This window comes from Loktanella salsilacus (assembly GCF_024206795.1).
GTDB lineage: Bacteria > Pseudomonadota > Alphaproteobacteria > Rhodobacterales > Rhodobacteraceae > Loktanella > Loktanella salsilacus.
In genome coordinates this window covers 2,629,234-2,655,771 of record NZ_CP072994.1, presented here as the reverse complement: position 1 = coordinate 2,655,771, position 26,538 = coordinate 2,629,234, and the positions used below count along the sequence as shown (strand labels likewise).

Here is a 26,538-nt window from a genome sequence, read left to right as displayed (position 1 = left end):
AATAGGCAAAAAATGTCGTTTTTCGAGCAACCTATTTTAAATTCGCCATACAGGATTCCCTTAAGGCACTGGGAACTAGATGGTTCTGGGCGTCCAACTGACACGATTATTGGGACCCGCCGTAGATCTGATTTGATTTCAGCGATGCCAAAGCCAAAAAGTGTCAAAGGCGTCGTGCAGTCCGAACTTGAACTCAGTTCTGCTGGGCTCGAGGGTCAGGATATGACCTACAACGTCACGGAATTTGTCAATGAGATGCGGTCTCAGGTCGACGCATGGCGTCAACTTCCGAACCCCAACGATTGGCAGGTTTCTCCTATCACGCAGCGTCTATTGCAACATTGGCGCGCTATCCAGCTGGACGACGCTCAAGTAATTCGGCCATTTTTCTGCCAACTTGAAGCTGTCGAGACTGCAATCTGGATGACGGAAGTGGCACCAAAAATGGGCGAGCGAGGCCGCCGCGTTCGTCGTAGGCTCGAAGCGGCCAACACCGAGGCCAACCCAGATCTATTTCGCGTTGCCATGAAGCTTGCTACAGGTGCGGGAAAAACCACAGTGATGGCTATGCTGATTGCATGGCAGACATTGAATGCTGTTCGCAGTCCGAATTCAAAGACGTTTTCACGCGGCTTTCTCATCGTGACGCCCGGGATCACGATCCGTGATCGGCTCCGTGTTCTGAAACCTAACGATCCTGACAGCTATTATCAAAAGCTGAACCTTGTGCCCGGCGATCTGATGCAGGATATGCAGCGCGCAAAGATCGTTCTCACAAATTATCATGCCTTCAAGCCCCGAGAGCGGGTTCAGATTGCTAAGGGAACACGCTCGGCTCTTGAAGGTCATGGCGAGTCTCTGACGACAATCGAAACCGATGGGCAGATGCTGCAACGTGTTATGCCGGAGCTCATGGGGCTGGGTCGGATCAACGTGATCAACGACGAGGCACATCATTGCTACCGAGAGCGAGCTGGTCATGCCGACCACAAGCTTACAGGTGAGGAACGCAAAGAAGCCGAGGAAAACGCCGAAGCTGCACGACTCTGGATTTCGGGTATTGAGGCCGCGAAACGCAAACTGGGCGTCCAGGTTGTCTATGATTTGTCAGCGACACCATTCTTTTTGGCCGGGTCAGGCTGGATCGAAGGCACGCTGTTTCCATGGGTCATATCTGACTTTTCCCTGATGGATGCAATCGAATGTGGGATTGTTAAATTGCCGCGCGTGCCCGTAGCAGACAACATGCCCGGCCAGCCGGAACCACTTTATCGCAAACTTTGGGATGCCATTGGGAAAAAGATGCCCAAAAAGTCGCGTGGAGCAAAGCCGGACCCGCAAAGCCTTCCTATACCACTTAAGACGGCGATCGACGCGCTCTACGGTCATTATGAAAAGACCTTCAAGTTGTGGGACGCGGAGAACGTTGGCATCCCACCGGTGTTCATTGTTGTCTGTAACAATACTACGAACTCTGAACTTCTCCGCGATTACATGGCCGGATACGAGCGCGAAAATGCCGATGGAACGATCGAAACTATAAAAGGGAAATGTGAGCTTTTCGCAAACTTTTCATCTGACGGTGATCGTTTGCCACGTCCCCGCACAGTCCTGATCGATAGCGCGACGCTAGAAGCAGGTGGCGACGTCGATAAGGCTTTTCGCGAGGCTCATTCTGACGAGATCGACGCTTTCCGCCGTGAGCAGGCTGAAAGAGGTGACAAACCCGAAGAGTTGTCCGACGCCGACATCCTCCGAGAGGTTATGAATACCGTTGGAAAGAAAGGACGTCTGGGTGAACAGATCAGGTGCGTCGTTTCCGTGTCCATGCTTACCGAAGGGTGGGACGCTAACAATGTTACCCATATTCTCGGTCTGCGAGCTTTCGGCACCCAGCTGATCTGCGAGCAGGTGATCGGCCGTGCGCTCCGTCGCCTATCCTACGACGCTGATCCAGATACGGGCCTCTTCCGGGTAGAATATGCTGATATTATGGGGATCGACGGGCTCAGTTTCTCGGCTCAACCAATCATCGCGCCACCGCAACAGCCGCGTGACGTCGTCAACGTGCGCGCTGTTTCACCAGATCGCGATCATTTAGAAATCAGCTTTCCGAGAGTTACGGGTTACGTAGCAGACTTGCCTTCCGATCGGCTCGATGTCGATTTTTCAGGTATGGAGCGCTACGTGCTCACTCCCGAAAAGACGTCGGCGGCAGAGGTCACGATGCAGGGTATCGTCGGGGAAAGCGAAAAGCTAACGCTCGACTATTTGAGAACTACCCGCCAGTCGACGATCGCCTACCACGTCGCCAAGCACATGGTCTTCGAAAAGCTCCGCGATGCGAATCAGCGACCGCGGATGCACCTAATCCTACCCGCCAAGCGCATCGTCAATCAGTGGCTGTCCGAAGGGCACCTGCACTGCACAGGTGGGACGGTTCCGGCCCAGCTTCTCTACAGAGAGATTGCCGACGAAGTCTGCGACGTGATTTTCGGAGCTTTGATCGACAAGCCTGGCGGTGACAGCGTTTTGCGCGCGGTTCTCGACCCCTACAACCCGACCGGATCGACGCTTGGTGTCAATTTTAACACGTCCAAGGCGACCCGGTTTCAGCCGCGCCCCGACAAGTCCCACCTTAACTGGATCATAACCGACAGTGACTGGGAGGATAAGCTCTCCGCCTTGATCGAGGATCATCCCGCCGTCCTCGCCTACGCGAAAAACCACAATCTCGGTTTTGATGTGCCTTACTTGATGGAAGGTGAACCGCGCGCCTATCGGCCGGATTTCCTGATCCGCCTCGATGCGCCTGAACCAACCACGCTTGTGATCGAGGTCAAGGGTTACCGGGGCCATGACGCCATGCTGAAGGCAGAGACGATGCGCGCCAAATGGATTCCTGCCGTTAATCGGATGAGGACCTACGGCCACTGGGGCTTCGCCGAATTGCGGGACATTAATGATTTCGGGCCGGCCCTGGACGACGCGATTACCGCGATGCTGGGGAAGGTGCCCGCATGACAGAGGAAAGGATGCGGGTTGAACGATACGCCTTCTGGACGATGTTGGCTGAAGCAGCACCTGAATTTGGCATAGACGCTGGTCCTGGCTGGGAGAGAGAAATAGGACTCTCGGCAGACGGAACGGTCCGGATCAAGATGTCGTTGTCTCAGGACAAGACCTCTGTCTATTTGATTGCGACATCCGAAAACGCCCGCACCTGGATCGAAGCAAATCTCGTAGATCTTGCGAAAGAGCTGCGCACTACTGTCGGTGCTGGAACGGGAGAGCGTGACAATGGTCGCTTGTTTCGAAAGGACAATCCGAAAGCTTGTGTCACTGTGAGACGTCAATGGCCGGAAGCAATTCGCTGGCTGCGCGCGCAACATGCGACATTTAAAAATGCCATCAAGTCGTTGGAAAATACATGACCGACATCAGTTTTGGACGACTCGTCGACCTCCCCTTGCGTGACGCATGGAGGCACGAGGCCCATCAATTCACGCCTTGGCTGGCCCAAAATATCGACCAACTGTCCGCGGCCATCGGTATTCCGTTGGAACTTACCGGGACAGAAGTCGCGGTTGAGACGTTTTCGGCCGACATCCTGGCGCGCAATCCCATGGACGACAGCGTCGTTCTGATCGAAAACCAGTTAGAGACGACGGACCACACCCACCTTGGCCAAATCATGACTTACCTTGCCGGGTTAGAGGCGCAGACCGTCATCTGGATTGCGCCTGCCTTCCGCGAACCACACTTGTCGGCGATCCGCTGGCTGAACCAGCACACTGCCGACGGGTTTTCATTTTTCGCCGTCAAGGCACGTGTAGTGCGCATCGGTGACAGCCCCTTCGCCCCAATTTTCGAGGTGGTCGAAAAGCCGAACGACTGGGAGCGCGCCGTGACGGCCAAAGCGAAGGCCAGCAATCCGGACATCGATGCAAGCAATACGAGGCGCATGGCGTTCTGGCAGGGCTATCTCGACCGCGTGCCAACGTCGGCCGACTGGGGGTTGCGGGCGCTACGCCTCCCCTCAGCCTGGGTGCCGATTCATGGCTTGGGCGAGGAAGCTAACCTTTCGCTCTGGATCGGCAAGGATGAATGCGGCGTATTCCTGCGCGGCGGCCGCGGGTCCGATGGCCGTTCCCTGATCAAAAAACTGGAGCCCTTCGCTGACGATCTGGCCGCGCGGCTCGGCGCGACCTTTGGCGGGTCGAACGGTCAAATGCTGTGGAAACGTGCAGCGTGGAACTATCACGATCCCGCCCAATGGGCCGACGCGATCGACTGGATGGAACAGACACGCGTATCATACGAACAAGCGATCGCAGATATCGCGCTGAAGGTAGACCAATGACCGACAAAACCAAGATCGACCCGATCACCCATACCGATGCGCGTGTAAATATCCCGACGCCAGAACTCGCGCCAATGATGGACCCCGAGGATGCGCGCCCGATCAAGGTGGCCTACGCCCTGCGCAACCCAGACCTTGATCCTCAGCTGATCTGGCGCGGCAAGGATATCGATCAGGCCGCCGTCACTGCGGATGCGCCGCCAATTTATCTGCAGGAACAGGTCCACCCCAAGGCGATCATCGAGGATCTGCGTGCTGGTGGGCAGCGGAATGGGCAGGGAAGTGGTGTCGATCTGTTCGACCACTTCGGCGTGACCGACGACGACCGCGAGGCCGAGATCGAGTTCTACCGTCACAGCCGCAAATGGTCGAACCGGATGATCCTGGGCGACGGCTTGCAGGTTATGGCCAGCCTGGCAGAGCGTGAGGGGCTGAAGGGTCAGGTGCAGGCGATCTACATCGACCCGCCTTACGGCATCAAGTTCAACTCCAACTTCCAGTGGTCCACCCAGTCCCGCGACGTGAAAGACGGTAATCTGGCGCATCTGACGCGTGAGCCGGAGCAGGTGAAGGCGTTTCGCGACACTTGGCGGGACGGCATCCATTCCTACCTGCAATACCTGCGCGACCGTCTGGTGGTCGCCCGCGAACTGCTGACCGAAAGCGGGTCATGCTTCGTCCAGATCGGCGACGAGAACGTGCATCGCGTCCGGGCGCTGATGGATGAGGTGTTTGGGGAGGAGAATTTTGTCTCTTTGATAGCTGTCCGAAAAACCAGCAGTTCGTCTGGATCTATGCTGTCTGCGATCAACGACTACATCGTATGGTTTGGAAAGAACAAGGGATCGGTTAAATATCACCAACTTCTTCGATCGAAAGAACTAGGCGGATTAGGTGGAGGTCAATATCGTTGGCTCGAAGACGTCGACGGGACAAGACGTTCTCTAGCAAAACGGGAAATTGAAACAGAAAATTTTTCTGGCCGGATTTTCCGGCCCGACAATATTACTAGTCAACGGCCGGCTGGAGATGGCGACCTAAAGGAATTTCACCTCCAAGGTAGCATATTTAAACCTGGCAAAGGCACATTTAAATCAACGGCATTTGGTTTAAGCAAGCTTCGGACGGCTGGACGAGTGATGGGCATCGGAAAAACTCTCTGCTATGTCCGCTTTATTGACGATTACCCGGTAGTCCCGATCAACAATAGTTGGGATGATACGGTCGTTTCAGGTTTCGGTGATCCGAAGGTCTACGTTGTCCAGACACTCTCAAAAATCGTCGAACGCTGCCTGCTTATGACGACCGATCCCGGAGATCTTGTCCTTGATCCCACCTGCGGCTCTGGCACGACTGCGACAGTTGCCGAACAATGGGGCCGGCGCTGGATCACCATCGACACATCTCGTGTGGCGCTGGCCTTAGCCCGAGCGCGGATCATGGGTGCGAAATACCCTTGGTATCTGCTGGCCGACAGTCCGGAGGGGCAGCGAAAAGAGGCCGAGGTCACACGCGGCAGCCCGGCTACGGCCGCTACATACGGCGACATCCGCCACGGCTTCGTTTACGACCGCGTGCCGCACATCACCCTAAAATCCATCGCTAACAACACGGAGATCGACACGATCTGGGATCAGCGCCAACCGGCGGTAGAGGAGGCACGCGCTACCCTCAATGCCGCTCTTTCAGACTGCGCCGCACCCTTCAACGTTGCCGTAGGTGGTCGCAAGGATAAGAAGATCGACTTCACTTCAAAAGGAGAGGTAGCACTGCCCAGTGGCGAGATGGCCCCCGCAAACGGTTTCATGGAATGGGAAATTCCGCGCGATGCCCCAGAAGGCTGGCCAGCCGCAGCAAAGGCAGCCCTCGCTAATTTCTGGGAAGCGCGCATCGCCCGCCAGCAAGAGATCGACGCCTCCATCGCAGCCAAGGCGGAGTTCGAATTTCTGTATGACAAGCCGTTCGAGGACAAGAAGCGTGTTCGCGTTGCTGGGCCCTTCACAGTCGAAAGCCTCTCGCCCCATCGCACCCAAGCGGTGAACGAACACGGAGAGCTAATTGACGAACATGACGCAGCTCAAGGCAAACGCACCCCCGCCGCACAAGAGGCCGACAACTATCGCACCGCGATCCTAGAGAACCTGTCGAAATCCGGCATCCAGCAGTCTGACAAGGCGGACCGGATCACTTTCACCTCGCTGACTGCATGGCCTGGTGAATGGCTCGCTGCCGAGGGGCGCTACATGGAAGGCGAGACGGAGCGCCGCGCAGGCATCCTGATCGGCCCGGAATACGGCACCCTGCAACGCGCCGACCTGATGGCCGCCGCGCGCGAGGCAGTGGATGCCGGGTTCGATATCCTGATCACCTGCGCCTTTAACTACGACGCGCACACCGCCGAAACGCGTAAGCTGGGCCGATTGTCGATCCTGCAGGCGCGGATGAACCCAGACCTGCATATGGCTGGCGAACTGAAGTCCGGTGGCGGCAACCTGTTCGTCGTGTTCGGAGAGCCGGACATCGTGGTGAAGGAAGAAGGCGACATGGTTAGGATCGAGTTACTGGGCGTTGACATCTTTAAGCCCGCGACCGGTGAGGTCGTCTCCTCTGAGCCCGACGACATCGCATGCTGGTTTATCGACACGGACTACAACGAAGAGTCGTTCTTTGTCCGCCACGCGTATTTCCCGGGTGCTGAGATCCCCTACAAGCAGCTTAAGACAACGCTGAAAGGCGAGATCGACGAGGAGGCATGGGAGTCGCTAAAACGCACCGTGTCACGCCCCTTCGCGCGACCGAAGTCAGGGCGCGTGGCGGTGAAGGTGATCAATCACTTAGGGGATGAAGTGATGAAGGTGTTAGGGGTTTAGGATGAGAGCAAGGGCAGATGCAGTCGAGATCCCATTCTTTATTCCCCCCATGCCGGATGGAGCTTCTAATCACGTCATATCAAAAGGAAAGAAAACGGATTTTTATCAGCCGGAAGATCTGAAAGACACCGGTGCAGGCCATACTAATTGGGTTCAGTCATTTGAAACGATGTTTCTGGGTTTATTTTGGGCGTTGGGAGAAGCCGTTCCATATTGCTTCTCTACTCCGGATGGGGCGGTTCGATCACTGGACGCAGGCTGCCTAAAGATGCTGCTGAATCGAAAGTTTCCCAATATTGAACTGATATTAGACAGCTCAGGCTATATTGATCGCGTGGCTCCGACAGAACACTTGTTAAAACAACATGCTGTTATGAAGACGATCTGGATGAATAAAATTATTGGCTGCGAGGCGAATGGTTAAGTGACTCACCGCATTGCCGACACTTTTTATGACGCACTAGGCAAACTTGCTCCGCTGGAACAGAAGGCGGTCAAGCAGTCCGCGTTCGACTTCCAAATGGACCCAAGCTTGCCAGGCTTCTCCATGCACCGCGTCGATCGTGCCCGCGATCCCAATTTTTGGACTGCCCGCGTAAGCCGCGACATACGCATGGTGATCCACAAGGCTAGCGGCGACACGCTGCTCGCTTGGGTTGGCCACCACGACGACGCATATCGTTGGGCAGAAACGCGCCGTATCGAGAGCCATCCGCGCACTGGTGCCGTGCAAATCGTCGAAGCGCGCGAAACGGTTGAGGATGTCGTCGTGCGCCGCTTTGTCGAAGAAGCAGTCCGCATGCCGCGCCTGTTCGAGGCTGAGACAGACGATGTGTTGCTGTCATGGGGTGTGCCGGCAGATTGGCTGGATACGGTGCGGGACGCCACCGAGGATACGGTCGTCGAAATCGCCATACGTTTACCAGCGGAAGCCGGTGATGCCATCCTGTCTGCAGCGACAGGAGAGCGCCCCCAACCGGCACCAGTTGCGGCGGCGGGTGAAGACCCATGGAAGCACCCTGATGCGCTGCGTCGTTTTCGGGTTGTGGAAGATGTTGAAGAACTTAAGGCAGCGCTGGACGCTCCTTGGGAGAAGTGGACGGTATTTCTTCACCCTGCGCAGCGTGAATACGTAGAGCGTGACTTCAATGGTCCAGCACGGGTAATTGGATCGGCAGGCACTGGAAAAACCATTGTAGCATTGCACAGGGCAGTCCGCATGGCAGCCGATCCAGATGCCAAAGTTCTTTTAACAACATTTAATCGACGGCTGGCTGATTTACTGCGCATGAAACTGCCCCTCGTCGCGGGGGTAATCTTACAAGACCGCATAACAGTAGAAGATCTTGGAGCAGTCATTCATCGACTATATGCGCAACGGTTCGGAGCAGTCGAAATTATCGATGAAGTGACTCTGCGGCAATATCTTGAAGGCGCAGCGAAGGAAGCTGGCTTGAACGTCGATCCAGATTTTCTGTTTGATGAGTGGAGCTTGATAGTCGACGCTTGGGACATTCAGAATGCCGATACTTATAGAGAACTACCTCGATTAGGGCGCAAATTACGAATGGGAGCCGCGCGCCGAGACGCACTTTGGTCAGTCTTTGCACAAGTTCGAGCCAAACTTAAACTTGAGGGGTTCTCTACAGAGAACAACTGCGCTCATGCGTTACGCCAAGAACGATGTTTTCCATATACTCATGTAATTATCGACGAAGCTCAGGATATTTCAGTTTCAGAGTTAATGTTGCTGGGAGCTGTTCTGGGAAATGAGCCAAATGGTTTATTCTTTGCCGGTGACATTGGTCAGCGCATCTTTAGGGCACCTTTCCCATGGTCCTTAGCTGGCGTTGAAGTGCGCGGCAGGTCTCGCAGCCTTAAAGTTAACTACCGGACATCTCACCAGATCCGAAGGCGTAGTGATATGCTACTTCCAGAGACGCTAGTGGAAGCTGACGGATCTGAAGAAAGCCGACTTGGCGTCACGTCAGTTTTTGATGGACCAATTCCAACGATTTTAGAATTTGATAGTTCTTCAGCGGAGCGTGCCGCTCTGCGGGAGTGGGTGGAAAAGCTATTGGCTATGGGTATAGCTTCCACTGAAATTGTCATCCTCGTCCGAACATATGGTCGACAAGCAGACTTCGATGGATTGGGGGTTCACGTTATAACCATGCACGATGCAAAGGGATCTGAGTTTCGCGCTGTTGCAATAGCAAGCCTTGATCAGAAAATATTGCCAGATGAATCTCGATTATTAAGCGCTAAGGACGAAGCCCAGCTTGATGAAATCATGACAACCGAACGTCATTTACTTTACGTGGCAGCAACAAGAGCTCGCGACTACCTTTGGATGTCGGGTGTAAGTCCGGTTTCGGAATTTCTCTCAGACATTATGGTCTTTGACGCTAAATAAGATGCCGATCGATGTGTTTCCTGTGGGCGCTGCTAGTCGCCACCGGATCCCGTAGCACCACTGGACGTGCGGTAACACAGCCTGATCAAGTGCAGTGCTTTGTCGTGGCTAGATGCTCACTCCGCAGAATGTTGAGTGTGTGGGCGAGTGGATCTTCTGAGTGGTGAAGATCAGCAAACAGCAAATCAGAGCTTACTTCAGTGTCTAGTTTTCAGGGACCACCTCAGGAGGGGCATCCAAGCCATCAACAAAGCCGAACTGAAGGCTACTGAGGCAAAGCTACAAAAACCGGAGGGCAAGTTAATCCGCAGGCAACTAGCATAGCGCCTGCGAATAAACTTACCGTCCGGTTGGAGAGTGAAATAGGCGTATCGTAATTACAATAAATTGGATAAATGCCCATGACGCCGACTCTTACTGCCGCATTAAAAAATTATGCTAAAACGCATGCACGATCAGTGGATGCAATGTTCGAAACTATGGCAGTCGAACCAATCTTTCGTGGGCGAGTAAAATTCTGGCTTAGCGAATGTCGTCAATCCCCTGAACAAACTGTTAACCTAGAAAGATCTGCCGCCGCGGTGTGCGACCTTATCGCTCTGCAACTTTGCTGCTACAGGTTTTCGGTTGTAGATCATGAACTCGTTTTAGAAGACTTGGGGGGAGCGGCTTCAACATTACAGGCACTTACCGATTTTTTGAAACTCGTCTCCATACATGATATCTGTCTTGCAAAAGATTTGACTACTATTTCGCATGACTATGCTCGCCAACGGCTGCGAAAAATCAAACAACTTATTTAAGGTCAGTGATAATTTATATGGACATTACCTGGGGTCCTAAGAATTGTATTTCTTTAGTGCGACGATTGTAATTTAGTCGGCGAAGCCTAACGGCATGACGGGCGCGTTTATCTATTGAAGGGTATTGTGACCTTCCGCTCGGATGTCGAAATCCTTTTAATGGACCGTCCATAGGATTTGCAACGGCCGCACACTTACTATTTTATTCAGCGTTTGGAAGGCGGCGTTGGTTGAAACACTTTTACGTAAATTACATTATTCAATAATAATTTTCACTGATTATTACGCATTTCTGTCCGTCAGGCCTCTGTTCTTTGTGACCGCATCGCCCCCCTCGCAGTGAGGGGCCGAAGTCCGGTCGCAAAGCAGAAGGAAAAGCACTTTGAATTACAACTTAAAAGACGTCCTGGTGTGGGCGGAACTGAACAACGAGGCTGCTGAGGCTATCCGGAGTCTAAAGAACATACCGGCGCGACTCGGAATGCTTGACGTCGATCTTTCATCTTTGTCCGCTGATCAGATCCGGTTCGAGCAAGATATCGCCGGCCAGGGCTACAGTCTCGTCAGTCAGGCTAAGAACATGAATTCGAACGGAAAACGCGCGGACTCGCGGATACGTGCCTTGTTAAGGCGTTTTCATACAGACCGCGCCGGAACTCCGATCAAAGACCTTGCAGTGCGCGCGCGATATGATGCTCTTATGAACATTATCAAGACTGATGAGGGGGCCCCGGGCACCGGAAGCCGCTGGGGCATTGGTCGTCACCGTCGTTTTCTTGGATTGCGTGCCCGGGCCGAAGTAGCACCGGAGGACCTGAATCAATCGGAAATCGACCGAATTGGCCGTGAGATGTCTGCTGATAAGCGCAAGGGGCTTCGCAAAACGGTTTTATTCCTCAACAGTTTGATGGGTTTGACAAACGAAATCCCGGAGCTTCGCGAGTTTCTGCCCGCGATGCATCTGAACCCGCCGGCCGGATCATCTTGGGCGCGCAGAATTGACTGGATCGCCTTGCCTAATTCGTTCCGCGCCACTTTTGATGTAGCTGCGGACGCCTGCCTTGCTGGCGGAGAAGATATTGCAGAGCGGATGCTCGCACGGATCGAAGCTGGAGAGGATCCTGAAGCTATAATGGCGGAGGCCGACGAACTGGGCACGTCTATTGTGAACGGGGTCGGCAAACCAACTGCTGCGCGGGAACAATATAGGCTTGCGGTAACTTGGCTTGTGCGAGCTTGGGAGAACGAGGGCGGCGATATTGAGACCCTCACTGATATCCAGGACCTACTTAACCGCCACACTATCGAGATCGCAATTAAGGATCAGATCGCTCGTTCCAACAGTGCGATTGATCTGCGCGATCCATTTGCGTCAGAGACACTAGGAACGCGTTTGACATCGCTGACCACCCTCGCGAAGCGCGGCCTCGAAGCCCCGAAGGTGGTCGCTATAATCAAGTTCCTGCGAGCCCAACATTATGACTTGCCGCGGAAGAAGCTTGGCAAGGCGGGGAATGGCGAGGAGAATCTGATGGAGGTTGACAAAATTTTCGCGATGCTCCGACAGCGACCCGCACTTGCAAGCAGCTGGTCGAATGCACCTGGATGTATCGCAGACACTGCCCGTCGTGATATCGAGATGGCCAAGCTCGAAGGTGATAAGGCGCGGGAGTTAACCGCGCTACGCAAGTTCGCCGGTGGCGTGGCCTATGGACTTCAAATGTCTCGCCCTATGCGAACGGCATGTCTGCGAAACGCGCGGATTGCATCTCTCGGGGACGCTCATTCAAATCTCTTGCGCACGGCCTCTGGCGACAAGCACTTCACATTCAGGTTCGCCCCGTGGGAGATCAAGAATAGCCGCTCGGTGACGGTGGATGTCGTTGGCACCGACGCGGAGATTTTATGCGAGTGGATAGAGGCTTGGCGCCCGAGGATGATTGAACTTCAGGATCTCGACGAAAGGAACATTTACCTTTTTCCGGGGGCAGCCCTGCCCAAGGCAGACGAGGGCAACCCGATTATTCTGCCAAGGGGTAGCTACTCTCCCAGCGCCTTTTTAGAGCTCTGGCTGGACGCTTCCAGCATACTTGGCGTTCATATCACGCCACATCGTATGCGGCACGTGGTGGCGCTGCTGATCCTTGCCGTTCGGCCAGGTAACTACGACTTTGTTTCAACCGTCCTCGGCAATAACGAGGCTACGGCCAGGAAGCATTATGGTCGCGACGACGGACAGGCGGCAGCAAGAGAAGCCCGGGCCGCTTTGCTTGCTGAGCATCCAGACTTGTTTTCCCAACTCAACAGGAGGCATCGGCCATGAACGACAACATCGCTGAAGCTCGACTTTTCGCTGTGCCGAAGCCTGAGCGTGAATCTTTGTTAGCGCACCGTGACGAATTACCAGCAGGTGCCATTTCAGTTATCAATAGATTTTTCTTAAAGCTTGGGGAGCGGGGAGAACATCCATCTGCTCCTTCGCGCGCGACGTTCGAGGCTGTCTGTCGCACTGAATCTACACTTGGCCTCCTATTGCGAGTTTTAAATCGACATCTTCCTGCTGTTTGTCTTGCCGAAGGTCGAACTCTTCGAAAGGAATATTATAAACGACGTTCAAGCGGCTTAGAACGCCCGCCCGGGCGACGGGCTAAAACGCCTGCTTCATCCGAAACGGCACCCAAGAATTGGCCTTGCGAGTGGGTGGAGCTGCTACCGGGCCTTCGTGCAGCGCCGATAAAGGATACTTCCATCAACCGCTATATCGCCTCAGTGAATCGCTGTGCCGACATGGCTCCCGATCTAAAGTGCCCTCCGCGTCTTGGGTGGCTCTTAGCTTGGGAACTTGCATCGGAGGCGCAGAAAAAGCAGGGCGAACACGGGGCGGCGATTAATGCGCGCACAGCTGCTTCCTATATCGGTGCGTTGGTAAGTCTCGGTGTCCACGGCGGACTCGACGATATTGCTCTCGACGGCTTGCGGTCCGTGCAGGCCCACTACCAACGTAAAGGACGCCGTCTTGCAAAGCGTAAGACAGCGCGCATCGATGAGCTTTACGAAAAGGGCGGTTACGACGAGGTTATGCGCGCGATCATTCGCGAATTGCAAAAAGCCGATGTCCTGCCCGACTGGAGTGCGAAGGCGGCAGTAGCCAGAGCTACCGCTGCAATTTTAGCAGTCTGCACAAACGACCCAGCGCGGACCGGCGATGTAGCTTCGTGGACAATGGGTGGGGCACTGGTCCGAAACACCTCGGGGCGGTGGCAACTTAGATGGCGACAGCAGAAAACAGGCCACTGGAAGGACGCAGGTGAGCTTTGGCCAGAAATAGGTGGAGTAATCGACGATCACATTCTCGGCGGACGCCCAAAGCGTCATGCGCAAAGGCGTTTTGAAGAATTGCGTGGTGCAAACTGGCTGACCTTTTCAGATCAACCATATGACAGGCGGTGGCCCAGCGAAAAGGTATCGGATGCAATTGGAGTGCCTTTGCACGATCTCCGCACCCTGGCCGCCGATTATTTGCGCCTGCACAATCCCGCTTCCGCTCCCAATGTCGTTTCAGTCTTGCTGGGCCACGTCACGCGTGGAGCTGGAGAGGATTATCGGGGTCTCTGTGTTGAGACGGTTGCACAACGGGAGTGGCTGGAAATTCGCAATAGGCATGCGACGAGCGAACTCCGGAGGTCATCCGCATAGTCACGCGCATTGGTCATCGTTGCGTTCTGTCGGCCGCAACGATGACTAAAGCTAGTGTAGACGAGCCAAACCCATGCAATTGTAAAAATGCCTGGTGAGCCTATAGGCTTCGCTCTGGAATATAGCTTAAGGCGCATCGGCTAGTATTCTTGAATCTTGATCTAAGTTATTAAACTTGCTGGCGTATGCTAGTTTATCTGTCTTTCTTTCTGCCGTTTTCATGTGAGCGGACAGGAAGAAAGAAAGAGATCTAGAACATTTCAATATCGCATGGAGGAGAGGAGGAACCAGTTCCGTGTGTTTGAGCCGTCGACTGGGCGGCAATTAAAGGGGATATATCCCATGAAAAAAAATAAAAACATTACTCGTGTCAGAGACTTTCTGAAGGCTCATGATATGAAACTTCAAGATGCGTCACATTGGCTTGGCGGACGTGCGGCGCTCATGCGCTGTCACCGGCTGCGCCAGCGCGTAGCGAATGCCTCAAAAATGGATTATGGCATTCGCCGTGAACTCGACTGGCTCGCGGGCCTATTGGCTCTACGTGTTATCGACGATTACGAGTTCGTGGAAAGTAATTACGTTACTGATATTGATCTTCATAATCCGATCGTTGAAGTAATCTGCCTCCTATCTGAGGAAATCGACTTGGTGGTGCGAGATATCGCGCCAGAATATGAGACAGCGCCTCTCGCGCGCCAGATTGATGCAGCGTAAGGAGTAACCACTATGACAAACACCTATATTCGCCGCGAGATGACCCTAGAAGCTCTTGCCGCACATGTCATTTCCGCCGCAGCATGCTTTGCGGAGACCTGCGCTCGCGATGGACCTATCCCAACGGGCGCGGAGCGTCGGACAATGATAAAGACGCTTGAACGTTTAACTACAGCGAACGTAATCGACGAGCGAGACGATCGTTTCATTGATAAGATTGGAGAGTTGCTCGTGCAAATGGCGAACGATCGGCGTGCAGGCTACGGCGATCGAGTCCTGAAAGCTGATACATATGAGGATTTGCTGTTTGATGATCAATTGAGCTTAATGCGGTCCCGCATATTGCAGTGGCAATCTTTTGCAACTGCTCGGCGTTTGCTGAAAGCACGAATTGCTGCACGCACTCTAATCGGGGTCTTCGATTAGCGCAACATGTTGGCCCTGCGTGAAAGCGCGGCGTTTATCCGGAGGAGACTTTCCGGAAGATGATTGCGCTGAATCGGAAATATGATTGAACCCGGAGCAACGAGGGTGCCTCAGTCGCCCTCGTTATCCCATTCAAGTCGAGTAGATGAGATGGAGTCTTAGTGTTGCGTGTCGTCGTGCCATATTTCGCGGCATGGTTTCTCGAACCGTCAGCCCGAAGAATAGGGGAAAACAATGTATAGTCCAAATAGTCGTGCTGCATATTGGTTGCAGAGCGGGATTGTAAACTAAAAATTACTTTTAGTTAAATGCAAGGCTCTTGGAAGGGACGGCGCAGCGGCTTCTGCTCAGCCCTAATTTAATTGTCCCCTGTATTTTTGAAAAACTCCATGCGGGACAATCTAATTTGCATGGAACAAATACATGAATACAATCTCACTGTCGCGGATGTCGCCGCACACTATGCTCTCTCTCCGAGGACCGTGCGGGGTCACCTTAAAACCGCCATACTTCATGGTGTCCGCATCAAGGGTGCATGGCGCTGTTCTTGGCCTAATGTGTGGGCCGCAGAACAAGGGCCGTTACCTCGTGGGAAACGAAGCGAAAAATACAAATGCCATCTCCTGACGAAGAAAGGACTAGCAGCAGAATGGAGTATCAGTGAGCGCACAGTAGAGCGGTGGATTACAGCAGGCCTGCCGACAAGGAACGTGTTTGGAAGTGTCCGTATCTCTCCAGTTGACGCGAAAGAATGGACGCAACGGACCTTTCCGCGCTCGGGAAATGATGCCTAGTGTCTGAGCTGGCACAGATCGGTAGTCAAAATTCCGACATGCCGGTATTCTGCCGACAGCCGCACATAGGTCCCCAAACATATATCGGCGTTATGTTTGCGGGCCTCTGTGCGAATTGCTGAAAATTCCCGACAAGGTGTGCAAATAGCCCGCTTGGCTTCTGCATATCACTGATTGCAGCTGCAGCTAATATCGCGCTGATCTACATCCATTTCATCGCCTACAGACATTGAAAGCTTAAACCTGCAGTCGGCAAAAAAATGATAGTGTCGTGCAGACTGTTCAACAAGATTGTGCGCGCCGCCTTGAAGATCGGCGGTTCGTGGACGGTGCAGCTAAGACCTGAAAAGATCTCGTATTGACAATTTACTTCGGCGTGGCCGCTGTTGGCTATTCATAATTTATTGGATAACTCGTGCCCCGGAAGTTGTAAGATATTGGCATAGATTAGAATCTAGCCACAATTGATAAAAGCTTAGATATTATGGTGAGGGTGACTTTATCTGCGGTTTTAAGTTGGTTTCAAAAAATACAATACTTGGAAGCATTTGTGTTCCTCCAACTCTCATGAAGCCAAAGTCAGGCAAGGTGTCCTTCGATTCGAGTCTCCAAATATAACTATCTGACTGCCGTTCTACTATAAGCAAATGCTCATTAGATATATAGGAGAGGGTTTCATATCCATGTTGTGTTCGAGGGTTGTCCAAGCCGCCTGATATACTGCTGAGAAGAAAATTTGAATACATCTCGTTATATCCTAGAATTAGGACTGCAAACAATAAAATTGTAGCTCGCAATTTGTTTAGAACATTAGACTCGCGAACTTCATGTCCACCAGTAAGTTTAGGTCTTATTCTAATCAATCTTTTTAAACTTTTAGAGTAAGTTATGCTCAATATTAGACCTACTATAAACAAGTTGAAAAGTAATATTGCTTGCTGCACAAATATATTTAGAAATGAAATAAAGACAAAAACGCTTGTAATAAATGCCTCCTTATTAAGCAAGTAAGTGTATATTCTGTCGAATTGCAATAACGCCTTGCTCGCTACAGGTATTTTCGCATCATTTTTATTTTTATTTTTTGAATTGAACGCATAAGATTTTCCTAGAATATAATATATTATTTTTCTACATATTGGTAGCAATACATGTATGGATATTATCGAAAGTGTTCGACCGATTAGCACCGAGAATGAAATCTTTAATGAGACCATAAACAGTGAATAGGATAGTAACTCAGATCCAATCGCCTGTTGAATGTGGATAGGGAAATTTCTCAAAACTCCATAAGAGAAAACAATCGAAGCGCTAACAATAAAAGGTATCCAGGGCCAAAAGTCTCCAGCTTTCTTGACTAAAAATCCAAAAATATTTAGAAAATTGAAGTGTTCGAACTTACTCTCAACATCCCGCATTATTGGTCTTACCCCCTAATCTGTTTCATCTACGTTTGTGCTCGTATCATTTGCAATAAGTGCTCTAAAGTCGACCTCGAATTGACCTTGGCGGACGACAAATTCGTCCGATCGCCTGACCTTAATGGCTCTGGCGGCGAACGGTAGGTCGGAGCCCTTTCAGACTTCCCTTTATTCATGCGTGTAACATCCGTTGGCACGCCGAAGAGTTCGAACTCCTGCCGATCACGGGATGCAACCGCGCAGTAGTGGCCGGACGAGACGGTCAGCTCCAGCTGCTAGGGGGCGAGCTCGGCTAATTAATTTCACGTAGGGCGGACTCTGACCAACGGTGGACGGGAAAAACCTGTGGCGGGTTATCGAGTGCAAGCAGAGCGAAGACCTGATTTCCGAGATCTGCAATATTGCGGTAACTTATGGGCCTGTGGTATTCGAAGTTTTTTAAGTCGAAATTGAGATGACAGCATGCATTTTTCTTCAGTCGTTAGGATCAACTCAATTTTTTGGATTACCTCGCTTCATGATGATGAGGTTGGAGTGACGCGCCGCGTCCTTGAGGACCTTGAGCCGGGCTGTTCTCAGCGCGAGCTGCTTTTTGGACATTTCATTCCCTCCACAGCCGCCGAGTTTTTGGGCTGTCTCGATGCGATCGCGAGCAAAGCCTCGGTAGGCATGCGTCCGATTATTCATCTCGACACTCATGGTTCAGCCGATGCCGGTATCCGGATTGCAGGTTCAGGAGAACATGTCAGCTGGGCTGATATCGTGGACAAGCTGCGCATCATCAACCGTATCACCGAGAACAATCTTTGCGTGATCTCCTGTGCATGCTTCAGCTTTCACGTCGTGAGCGAAATTGACATCAACGAGACGTCGCCCTTCTTCATTCTGATCGCGCCTGAGCACGAAATCGCGGCTGGAGATATCGAGGAGAATATTATCAAATTTTATTTTGACATGCTCGATAATGAGGAGATCATCACCGCTCATCAGAAATGGTTCGCCGAAAACTTACGCCTCTTTCATTGCGAAAAGATGCTTGCAATCGTTTTAGCAAAGTATGTCAACAATTCGGGCATAGGCAGGCAGAGAGCAAGACGCAAGGAAGACTTAGTGACGAAAGCGATCAACAGCGGCGTTGCCAATAACCGGACGAACCGACGGGCACTGCGGAAACTAGTAGACAAGAATTTGAAGGTGGATGAAAGGCTGATCGAGCGTTTCTTGACTTCATTCCTCGCCGGGAAGAAGCCAAGCTTCAGCATGGCACAGATCCTCGACATGGTAAGGACAGCAAGAGCCAGTGGCCTAAAAGCCGAGGGTCCCTACGCCTAGTCGGAGGTAGACGGAAGTCCTGCCGGATTGCTGCTACCCGCCCGATCAATTCCGCGCGTTCTGGGCGATGCACGAGAAGGGCTTTGATAGTGTTGTCTTCGAGCGCTGCCATTGAGCAGACGTCAGCTTTGTCCGCCGAGCACACCTCTGTGCGAACTGAAGCGAAGGTTCGCAATCCGCCCTGACCGTTCTGCCGTCACGAAGGCCCCTAAGTCACTATCCGCGTATAGGCCATTATCTGCGCCGCATTATCACGGAAGCAGCCGTTCAAGCCTTGTGCCTCATTACAGCCAACGCCAAGGTCCGTCGCAAGAGGGGGGGCTCCACCTCTGCAAATGAATAGGTATCTAGCATGACACTTTTCCTTGGTTACGATCCTGGTGGAAAAGGAAAAAACGGTGTCGCAGCCATCAGGTTAGATTCTGCTGTGCCAACAGTCGTAGCCAAAGCAACTGTTCGCGATGCTTCCGAAGCGCTGACTTGGCTTCAAGCCCATGCCGGAAATGCGACTGCACTCGGCATAGACACCCTTTTGGCTTGGTCTCCAAAGGGCGGTCGTGCATGCGACGATGCGCTCCGAAGTAAGTATGGCGGTAATTCTATTGTTGCGCAAAACTCACTATATAGCTCTATGACTTTAAATGGCGCGATTGTCGCTAAGCGGCTTGGACTACCTGTTTACGAAAGCCATCCCAAACTGTTACTTCGGGTGTCTGGTGAGAATGAAATCCGAAAGATTTTTCAGGACGCAGTGGGCAGCGACAAAACAGATCACGAAGGTGATGCCATCGTTGCAGCTTGGTGTGCAGCTATGGGGCACAATCGAATATGGACAGTAGATCTTTTCCTTGATGTAAAAGACGAAATAGAACTTGTGGTGCCTGGAGCTTGCTACCCTTGGTTTGAGGATCTCTAAAATTTCCCCTTCCGAAAAAAGGCATTGATGCAATCGGCCCTTTGCGGCCGTTTAAGTTTCGTGCTCTTCACCATCCAGTCGGTCGTGCTTCCACTGCTGTGCAGAACCACCTCTCACCGTCAGCTCAATAGATCCTAGTTCTGAAGTAGTCTTCCTGATCGAGCATGTGATAAATACGTTCACCATATTGATAACTAATGTTACCTTTAATTTGGAGCTTCGAAAATTCGGCAGAAACGGCCAATCCAACGGCCGTGTTTTTCAAGGGTATTTTTTGATTTTTTATTGTCAGTTTTTGCCGATCTGGTGGTGCGAAATTTGCAGCGATGGTAATCATACAACGGCAGTGACGGTCGGCATCGCAAGCGCGCTTTTTGAGTCACCCTTGCGTTTCAATCGCGCATCCTTTTCGTTTATATTAGAATATTGAAAGCTAGCTTTTCCTTGGTCAACGAGGCACGGTTTCTACTACCGCTCAGACGACAGGGAGCATATATAAAAGATCAACGTGACAAAGGGCGGTCCCAAGCCGACTCCCGCCAGCCTTTCCGATGCCGCGTCGCGGCTTCAACAGAGTGATCATTAGCGCATCGCGCAACATTTTAGATGCCGCATGGTCGAAATATACTGATATAAAATGATGCGGATATACAGTCGTCATCCAAAATAGCTACAACCGCTGCGAAGTTAACCTCAATGCAACGGCGCAGTAGAATGATCTTAGATTCGGAAACTATCCTTTGTTTCTCCGGTAAACCTATGTCAACCTTTTGTGGAAAGCGATCCATGCGTGGAAGTTGTGTTAAAAAATGAAAAATACTTGGCGTCAGATTTCTCTATTATTTTACATCATCCAGGGGTTGTTTCGACCTGGGCTTAAGAAAATATTGAAGAGTATAGTTTCGGCGCAGCTTGAAGGAAACTCTGAATTTCGTGCGCATCGATATCCGCTCTTGGTGCGTGCAATTCGGTGGTCTATATACCATCCTGTTTTAGCCTTGATCGCTATTTCCTTCCCTTACCTCATAGTATTGCTTTCGCCGAATTTTGGATGGGTCAGCGATCTTGATCTGACCGTAGATAAAAGCGCAAGCGTCCGCGATTTCTGGGCTGTCAATCTCGGCGTGTTTACTGTTCAGGCGGCATTGGTTGGTGTAGTCTTTCCGCTCGTAATAGCTTTTGTGGGATTGCTTAATCAGGGTCGGGCGTCTTTCGCATCGCGCCTCACAATTTATATCGATTCATCAGCCGCATTGTTCGTAGGCGTTAGCTCCTTGCTGTTATGCGTATCTATAGCAATCCAACTCCCTTTCGGTCAAAAATTTGTTAATGTAAGCTTTGCGGTGACGCTTCTGAATGTCGCGTGGTTCGCGATGAATGCATTCGCACTCAGCTACTTTGTGCTGCGCACAATCGCATTTCTCCATCCATCTAAGCGCGCACCAATGATCCGGACCTATGTCGCCAATGTGATCTGGCCACGGGAACTGTTAGCTGCGGTCACTTCCAACCAGTGGACCAATGTCGCTAAATTCGGACATCTTCCAACTGGGGACGAAGTCGATCCGTTCGCTACTGGCGCGAGTGCACGGGTATGGTATTCTGGGATTTGGAAGGAGGGCAATACGCGCGTGAGCCGCCGCCTACGGCGGAGGATGAGATTGGTTGATGTTCGTTTCGGGATCCTCAAACCAGTTATTGATGCTTGGCTGGTGCAGGCACGCGAGTTGGACTTTGAAAAAGGCCACGACCTTGTCTTTCCGCTCCAACCGGGTTGGAGCTATGAGGGGGAGCAAGTTCTCGCCCGGGCGACAATCCCGTTGGGTCTGGTTGCTCGCTCGGCAATCGGAGCTTCGTTCAGGTTTCGCTCCGCGCCAGCCGAGAACGGGGAAATTAGCGAGACCACCAAGATCCTTAGCGAAATGATCGCCGATTTGATCGAGCTCATCGACGCGCGTCGAGCAAATGAGTTTGCTGAACAACTTGGCGATGTGGTTGAGTTCCACGCATTCATTTATCGGCTCGCGCAGAGCGACGACGTCAACTTTAGTTACGCCCAGCTCGGCTCCGGAGGCAGGATGTTCCGGCACCCACTCAACGAGCAATGGGCTGAAACCTACCGCGACATCATCCGTCGTGTTGTCCAAAGCCTACCTGATGAAGCTGAGTTAATGAGGCCAATTGCCTACACTTCTTACAAGTTATATTCACGAGTTTCGGGAGAGGTCACGCCGGAAGCACTTAGACCACTTATATGGTTGGGCGAGAGCCTACCCCATCGACTGATCGATTGGGCAGTTGGGGAGTATCGCGCCGAGTCAACATCCGGCTTTGGTGAGCGCCGAGCCTTTTCGCTTTCGCGCCAAGATGAGGTATACTCGAGAGCATGGCGGGAGCAGGTCGCCGGCTGGGAAGCCTTACTCACGGTTGTTGCCACTGTGCCAAACCGGAGCGACGGCGGAGCCGAGAGCTGGAAAAGTCTCAAGCTTATGTCTGGCAATGTTTGGGCCCATCTGCATTCTACTTCGCAAATGACCGCGCGCGCCGCCTGGCTTGGCGATACTCTCGCGACGAGTTGGACAACTGATCTCATGCTGCGCTGGAAAATGCAGGCCCAAGATGTATCTATCAGACGCGGTGGCCAGAGGGGGCTGCAATCCGAGGCACTCACTTTCGAAGTCTTGCAAAGCGAGTGGGATGAGATTGAGAAATTGCAGTTGACGCCAAACGGCAATCTCCCCAGCGCTATAGTGGTATTCAACGAGATCCTGCACAATACTTGGCAGGATCATATCCTTGTGCTTGCCAGCCTTTGTATACACTGGGCGATGAACTCACTCGCTAGCGAAACGGCGACGCAAGCCGCGCGCATGTTGCTGCAAGACCAGCACTATGATCGTGGTGCCAGAGTTCTTCGCGAAGAGTCCGGGGTCACTGGTGCAGACATCCTAGTCTCGGCTCTCAGGATAGTGGGATCCGGTAGTCAGTTCATTGAGGGCAGTTATGCAGGACACATTGATCATCTACTTGAAGGCCTCAGCAATTTCGGAAGCTCCCCCAGGGTCTCGATGCGCATCTATACATCTGGAGGCGGCTTGTCCTTCTCAGCACTCTCAGAAGCGCAAGCGATCGGGCTAATGGCCACGTCGCCGGGCCGACAAGCGGTCAATGGACCTCTCCGACGTTTGCTCTCTCGCGGCAATGAAGCATCGCTCAAGCGAAAAGAAGCTTTTTTGAACTCACTGGTGTCCTCCATTGACGAACTCAGCGCCGATCATCATTCGGACTTGCTTGCCAGACTAGTTGATTTGACGGATGACGTGTCCTTTGATGCGCGGTGTAACTACGCTCGGCAGCTCGTCAACCAATGCCTTAGTATTTTGACTGGCCACCGCGACGGTGCAATTGTGAATGCTCAAATCGACGAGACGCGTATTGGTGCCGTTTCTTCGGCTGCGGCTTCCAGGGCATTTTCTAAAAGTGAGTTTCCACTTAACCTCTTTGACGAAATCACGGTGACTACCGATAACTTGAAAGAGTTCACGATGAGCATGAGTGGGCTCAACAAAGGTGAATTTACTGATCCCCCAATGGAGCAACCAGTTCTCAACGAGGAGGAATGGTGGCGCGAGACCATGTCAGATCACGTGGCCGCCGTGGTGTGGTCAGATGTTCTTCACGCGGTAAAGCTTATTAACGTCGAGAGCCAAACGCCCCAAGAGTTTTGGCACGCAGTTCGCGATGGCGGCGCCAGAATTAGAGCCGGTGGCGATGATCCGCTACTGGTAATTGGTAATTCAGGCAGTCCAAATTGGCTCTTCGAATGGAGCTTGTCGGATAGCCACATTAGCACGCCAAAGCCCGCGGACTTGGTCATTACAAATAACGGAGATCAGATAGATTCCTACATATTTACGATGAATAATATACCAGTCTATATGGCGCAGATTGAAAATGGCGTAGCCTATTTAATTCCATCTCAGCTTTTGCGGCGACTACGATTCCACGACTACGGCGGAGGACTTCCAGTGTCACTGCACTTCGAATCCGACGCTGAGAATCCTTGGTTAGGGACGATGCGAGTGACCTTCGAGCGCGAAGTTGAACTAGCGACCGACGTTGAGAGCTATCGAATTACTTGGGACGACGGGCCTGTATCACCAGAGACGAGTGACGCCTAACTGAATTCCGCTCCACAGATTTTTGAACTATCGGCTTTACGGGTGTCAATTGTTCACATTTGATATAGCGAGGTCCTGCGCGGTCGCTCGTTCAGTTATCCAGTAATGATGCTAAGTTTTGTTTGTGAATGGACAGACAGGTCAATTTTGTGCGGCAGTTATTGCCTTATAAATTGGTTGTCAGCATGTAGATTGAGGCACGGTTATCCGTCGATTAGCAGTCGATCAATGGTCAGTGATTGCGCTGGAACACGCTTTTGATGTTCGCAAAAACGCCTCTCGCATTGTCGATCAGGGCAATCTGTAGACCAGGCCGAGTTAAGAAGTGGCGTTCGATGTCTAGTCGAGCCCGTGAAACCTCTGCAGCACCGGGAGCTAGTAAAGCGGATTGTGCGGCCAAGATTAAAACTTCTCTCTCTGACGCCGGGGCGTCGCCCAGCATCTTAAGGTCCTCAATAGCCGAAATAAGATTATCTTCTGTGCGACTTGCTATCCACGATCCGAGGTCGCTTTGATTTTGCGCAGTTTGCTGTTTTACACCTTCGACACGACGTGACAATTCTTGAACACGACGACGCAGAGAACGACATGTCTTGCGATGTAATTCTTCGGCAAGTTTGGTTAACTGTTTATGCCAATCCTGCATAAGAAGCTTTTCAATCCGTGTTTGGACGGAACCAGCCCCCATAAGTGCGGCGCATGCCACGGTCGGCCCGAATATGAGCGCACCCGCGGGACCGACGACAACCAAACCAGCTAACCAGCCAACTTTACCGCCAATAAAAACAAGCGTGCCCCGCGCCCCAGCATTCATTGCAAGCCAGACCGGAAGGTCGCTCAAAGGGACGCGGCCCCTCATGACTTCAACACCGCCGCGCAATACGCCAAGTTCGAGTGCCAATTCCAAAACGCCAGCGTCGGCAATGGCCGCGGCGTGCCCCAGTGCTTCCGACACTGAGACTTCGATTTCCTGGATGCTAAAGCCTGGCAATGTCGTGACTAAATCAGCCCAGTGTTCGTCTAGGCCAGTGGCCTCGCGATCCCTAAATGCGCGTGCTTTTTCGACGAGCTCAACATTGGCAATGACCGGAATATCAGGGTATTTTTCGAAATGGTCTTTCAGAATTGACAGGCTGGTGCCGCACTTAATCTGAACAGGTTCGCCGTCGAGGATCAAATCAAGGCCTGGCGTGTTGCTTTGGGGTGCTAAACTGACTCCATGGCCATCAGCGATAAGCTTGTCCAAAACCAGTTGCTCAGCAGTATAGCCACGTAGCGAGTATCCAGCCGCCTTAAGGGCGAAGCTCTGGGCCTCTGCCGCAAAATTAAATGGATCGCCAAGGTCTGCTGTGCGGGAAAAATCTGCAGCCGCGATGACATTTGGATCGATGGCGACTGCGTGCCAGTATTGCTCGCCGGCGGTCAGAGAGACCGCAAGAGCAGCCTCGGTAACGTCGATCCCGGTATCGCTGCGGCTACGGTGTTTGTCCCATGGCGTCGGTGGCGTGCCGGCATAGCTCCCTTGGTGGCCTTGCAGCCGCTCTTCAATGAATGCGGCATGGCTTCGGAATGCCTGTCTTTCACCTTGCGGCAAATGAAGCATCTTCAAGTTAGGTTCGTGGGTTAACCGACGCATTGCATTTAGAAAACGTGCTTGCCCGTCTTCAAGGTCAGTAGATCCAGATAGTGCCAGAAGGACAGATATGCGTGAGGCGATTGCTGTTTTTACGATTTGGCCGGTTTTGCCGATCCCGACCCATGCGATGGCCCCTATCCCTGCAATGAGAGTAAATGGGTTGATTAAAACTGCGAGCAAGGAGACGAGTGTGGAGCCGCCTACGAAGGGCACCCAAGCACTTGCTTGTGCGGCAACTATGTAAGGTGCGAAGCCGAGTTGGCCGACTATAGTGGCAAAAAGTGCCCAGCTCCCGCCGGCCGCCAGCGCAGCCTGCGCCGCGAGGTGAGCTTGGCGGATATTTTCCGAAAATGTAGGGTCTGTGAGAGCGACCTCTTTTTCGATCTTCTCCATGAGCGCCGTGTCGGACATCATCGCCAGGATTTCTTCCTCGACGATGCGCGGGAAGGGAAGTGGCGCTTCCGTCTTGAGCATATCCTTTGCTCGCGCAATGAACCCCGAAATATCTTGGCCGAGCTTCTCTGCCAGATCGACCTGCGCTGACTTCTCACCCTTTGCCTCCGCATCGCTGCGTTCACGTTTTGCTTTGCGAAGGGAAGGGGACAGACGCTCCGACGCTCTGACCGCTATCGCGGACGCTGATGATCGCGCTGACCGTGTCGAGAATGGCGTGGGGCTCTGCACTTCGAGTGCGCCAACAAGTTCATACCAAAGCCGGTGACGCAATTCATCGTCGGTCGCGTCTGACATGGCAACCTTCTCAACAGCCGCTTGTAGTTCGGCGACTGAGGTGTCCTCCAAGATATTTATTTTTGCGCCGAGGCCTTTCACAGCACCCTTAAATACGGACAGGCTGTCAGCCGCTGAGAGCATAGCGATATAGGTCGCGAGTGTTTTGCGGTCAGCCAGGCCGATGCCGGAAAGGATGGCAGTGGGGACGACTGGACAGGAGGCTAAGGCAGACACG

16 protein-coding genes are annotated in these 26,538 nt (G+C 52.5%); 14 read left to right on the top strand and 2 right to left on the bottom strand.

Annotated elements, in window-relative coordinates; genetic code table 11:
• Nucleotides 1–12: 12 nt before the first annotated feature.
• From KBW81_RS12880 to KBW81_RS12830, 11 genes are all read left to right on the top strand, one after another.
• A complete protein-coding gene (locus KBW81_RS12880; protein ID WP_367305295.1) occupies nucleotides 13–3,024 on the top strand; it encodes a BPTD_3080 family restriction endonuclease in 3,012 nt (1,003 codons plus the stop codon).
• A complete protein-coding gene (locus KBW81_RS12875) occupies nucleotides 3,021–3,434 on the top strand; it encodes a hypothetical protein (protein ID WP_254247435.1) in 414 nt (137 codons plus the stop codon). The genes KBW81_RS12880 and KBW81_RS12875 overlap by 4 nt, the downstream gene beginning before the upstream one ends.
• Nucleotides 3,431–4,363 (top strand): hypothetical protein, encoded by a 933-nt coding sequence (locus tag KBW81_RS12870; RefSeq protein ID WP_254247434.1) that lies wholly within the window; start codon nucleotides 3,431–3,433, stop codon nucleotides 4,361–4,363. Before KBW81_RS12875 ends, KBW81_RS12870 begins: the two co-directional genes overlap by 4 nt.
• Nucleotides 4,360–7,233, top strand: a complete 2,874-nt coding sequence (locus KBW81_RS12865) for a site-specific DNA-methyltransferase (RefSeq protein WP_254247433.1) — start codon at nucleotides 4,360–4,362, stop codon at nucleotides 7,231–7,233. Before KBW81_RS12870 ends, KBW81_RS12865 begins: the two co-directional genes overlap by 4 nt.
• Before the next feature lies 1 nt (nucleotide 7,234).
• Nucleotides 7,235–7,657, top strand: a complete 423-nt coding sequence (locus tag KBW81_RS12860) for a hypothetical protein (protein WP_254247432.1) — start codon at nucleotides 7,235–7,237, stop codon at nucleotides 7,655–7,657.
• Nucleotides 7,658–9,649 carry a 3'-5' exonuclease gene (locus KBW81_RS12855; protein ID WP_254247431.1) on the top strand — a complete coding sequence of 664 codons (1,992 nt, stop codon included), beginning with the start codon at nucleotides 7,658–7,660 and terminating at the stop codon, nucleotides 9,647–9,649.
• 401 nt (nucleotides 9,650–10,050) lie between these two features.
• Complete coding sequence (locus tag KBW81_RS12850) at nucleotides 10,051–10,452, top strand: hypothetical protein (RefSeq protein WP_254247430.1); 402 nt, start codon at nucleotides 10,051–10,053, stop codon at nucleotides 10,450–10,452.
• A gap of 382 nt (nucleotides 10,453–10,834) precedes the next feature.
• Nucleotides 10,835–12,775 (top strand): hypothetical protein, encoded by a 1,941-nt coding sequence (locus KBW81_RS12845; RefSeq protein WP_254247429.1) that lies wholly within the window; start codon nucleotides 10,835–10,837, stop codon nucleotides 12,773–12,775.
• On the top strand, nucleotides 12,772–14,148 hold the full coding sequence (locus KBW81_RS12840; RefSeq protein ID WP_254247428.1) for a hypothetical protein: 1,377 nt from the start codon (nucleotides 12,772–12,774) through the stop codon (nucleotides 14,146–14,148). Before KBW81_RS12845 ends, KBW81_RS12840 begins: the two co-directional genes overlap by 4 nt.
• Before the next feature lie 342 nt (nucleotides 14,149–14,490).
• Entirely contained in the window at nucleotides 14,491–14,865 is a 375-nt protein-coding gene (locus tag KBW81_RS12835) for a hypothetical protein (protein ID WP_254247427.1), read from the top strand.
• 12 nt (nucleotides 14,866–14,877) lie between these two features.
• The gene (locus KBW81_RS12830; protein WP_254247426.1) at nucleotides 14,878–15,291 is read left to right on the top strand and encodes a hypothetical protein; all 414 of its coding nucleotides are present in this window, start codon (nucleotides 14,878–14,880) and stop codon (nucleotides 15,289–15,291) included.
• 1,276 nt (nucleotides 15,292–16,567) lie between these two features.
• On the opposite strand, the gene KBW81_RS12825 is transcribed toward KBW81_RS12830, so the two are convergent.
• Nucleotides 16,568–17,503, bottom strand: coding sequence for a hypothetical protein (locus KBW81_RS12825; protein WP_254247425.1), 936 nt, complete (start codon nucleotides 17,501–17,503; stop codon nucleotides 16,568–16,570).
• A gap of 465 nt (nucleotides 17,504–17,968) precedes the next feature.
• Here KBW81_RS12825 and KBW81_RS12820 point away from each other — a divergent pair, with 465 nt between their 5' ends.
• The 3 genes from KBW81_RS12820 to KBW81_RS12810 all read left to right on the top strand — a co-directional run bounded on the left by KBW81_RS12820 (nucleotide 17,969) and on the right by KBW81_RS12810 (nucleotide 23,935).
• Nucleotides 17,969–18,838, top strand: coding sequence for a hypothetical protein (locus KBW81_RS12820; RefSeq protein ID WP_254247424.1), 870 nt, complete (start codon nucleotides 17,969–17,971; stop codon nucleotides 18,836–18,838).
• A gap of 352 nt (nucleotides 18,839–19,190) precedes the next feature.
• Entirely contained in the window at nucleotides 19,191–19,754 is a 564-nt protein-coding gene (locus KBW81_RS12815; protein ID WP_254247423.1) for a hypothetical protein, read from the top strand.
• 809 nt (nucleotides 19,755–20,563) lie between these two features.
• Complete coding sequence (locus tag KBW81_RS12810; protein WP_254247422.1) at nucleotides 20,564–23,935, top strand: hypothetical protein; 3,372 nt, start codon at nucleotides 20,564–20,566, stop codon at nucleotides 23,933–23,935.
• 232 nt (nucleotides 23,936–24,167) lie between these two features.
• Here the strand turns inward: KBW81_RS12810 and KBW81_RS12805 are convergent, their stop codons facing one another.
• On the bottom strand, nucleotides 24,168–26,537 hold the full coding sequence (locus KBW81_RS12805; RefSeq protein WP_254247421.1) for a hypothetical protein: 2,370 nt from the start codon (nucleotides 26,535–26,537) through the stop codon (nucleotides 24,168–24,170).
• Between the last annotated feature and the right edge of the window lies 1 nt (nucleotide 26,538).

What these genes read in the sequence shown, in the direction of transcription:
- KBW81_RS12880 (WP_367305295.1), top strand. Translation starts at nt 13, where the DNA reads ATGTCGTTTTTCGAGCAACCTATTTTAAATTCGCCATACAGGATTCCC.
- KBW81_RS12875 (WP_254247435.1), top strand. Translation starts at nt 3,021, where the DNA reads ATGACAGAGGAAAGGATGCGGGTTGAACGATACGCCTTCTGGACGATG.
- KBW81_RS12870 (WP_254247434.1), top strand. Translation starts at nt 3,431, where the DNA reads ATGACCGACATCAGTTTTGGACGACTCGTCGACCTCCCCTTGCGTGAC.
- KBW81_RS12865 (WP_254247433.1), top strand. Translation starts at nt 4,360, where the DNA reads ATGACCGACAAAACCAAGATCGACCCGATCACCCATACCGATGCGCGT.
- KBW81_RS12860 (WP_254247432.1), top strand. Translation starts at nt 7,235, where the DNA reads ATGAGAGCAAGGGCAGATGCAGTCGAGATCCCATTCTTTATTCCCCCC.
- KBW81_RS12850 (WP_254247430.1), top strand. Translation starts at nt 10,051, where the DNA reads ATGACGCCGACTCTTACTGCCGCATTAAAAAATTATGCTAAAACGCAT.
- KBW81_RS12840 (WP_254247428.1), top strand. Translation starts at nt 12,772, where the DNA reads ATGAACGACAACATCGCTGAAGCTCGACTTTTCGCTGTGCCGAAGCCT.
- KBW81_RS12835 (WP_254247427.1), top strand. Translation starts at nt 14,491, where the DNA reads ATGAAAAAAAATAAAAACATTACTCGTGTCAGAGACTTTCTGAAGGCT.
- KBW81_RS12830 (WP_254247426.1), top strand. Translation starts at nt 14,878, where the DNA reads ATGACAAACACCTATATTCGCCGCGAGATGACCCTAGAAGCTCTTGCC.
- KBW81_RS12825 (WP_254247425.1), bottom strand. Translation starts at nt 17,503, where the DNA reads ATGCGGGATGTTGAGAGTAAGTTCGAACACTTCAATTTTCTAAATATT.
- KBW81_RS12820 (WP_254247424.1), top strand. Translation starts at nt 17,969, where the DNA reads ATGCATTTTTCTTCAGTCGTTAGGATCAACTCAATTTTTTGGATTACC.
- KBW81_RS12815 (WP_254247423.1), top strand. Translation starts at nt 19,191, where the DNA reads ATGACACTTTTCCTTGGTTACGATCCTGGTGGAAAAGGAAAAAACGGT.
- KBW81_RS12810 (WP_254247422.1), top strand. Translation starts at nt 20,564, where the DNA reads ATGAAAAATACTTGGCGTCAGATTTCTCTATTATTTTACATCATCCAG.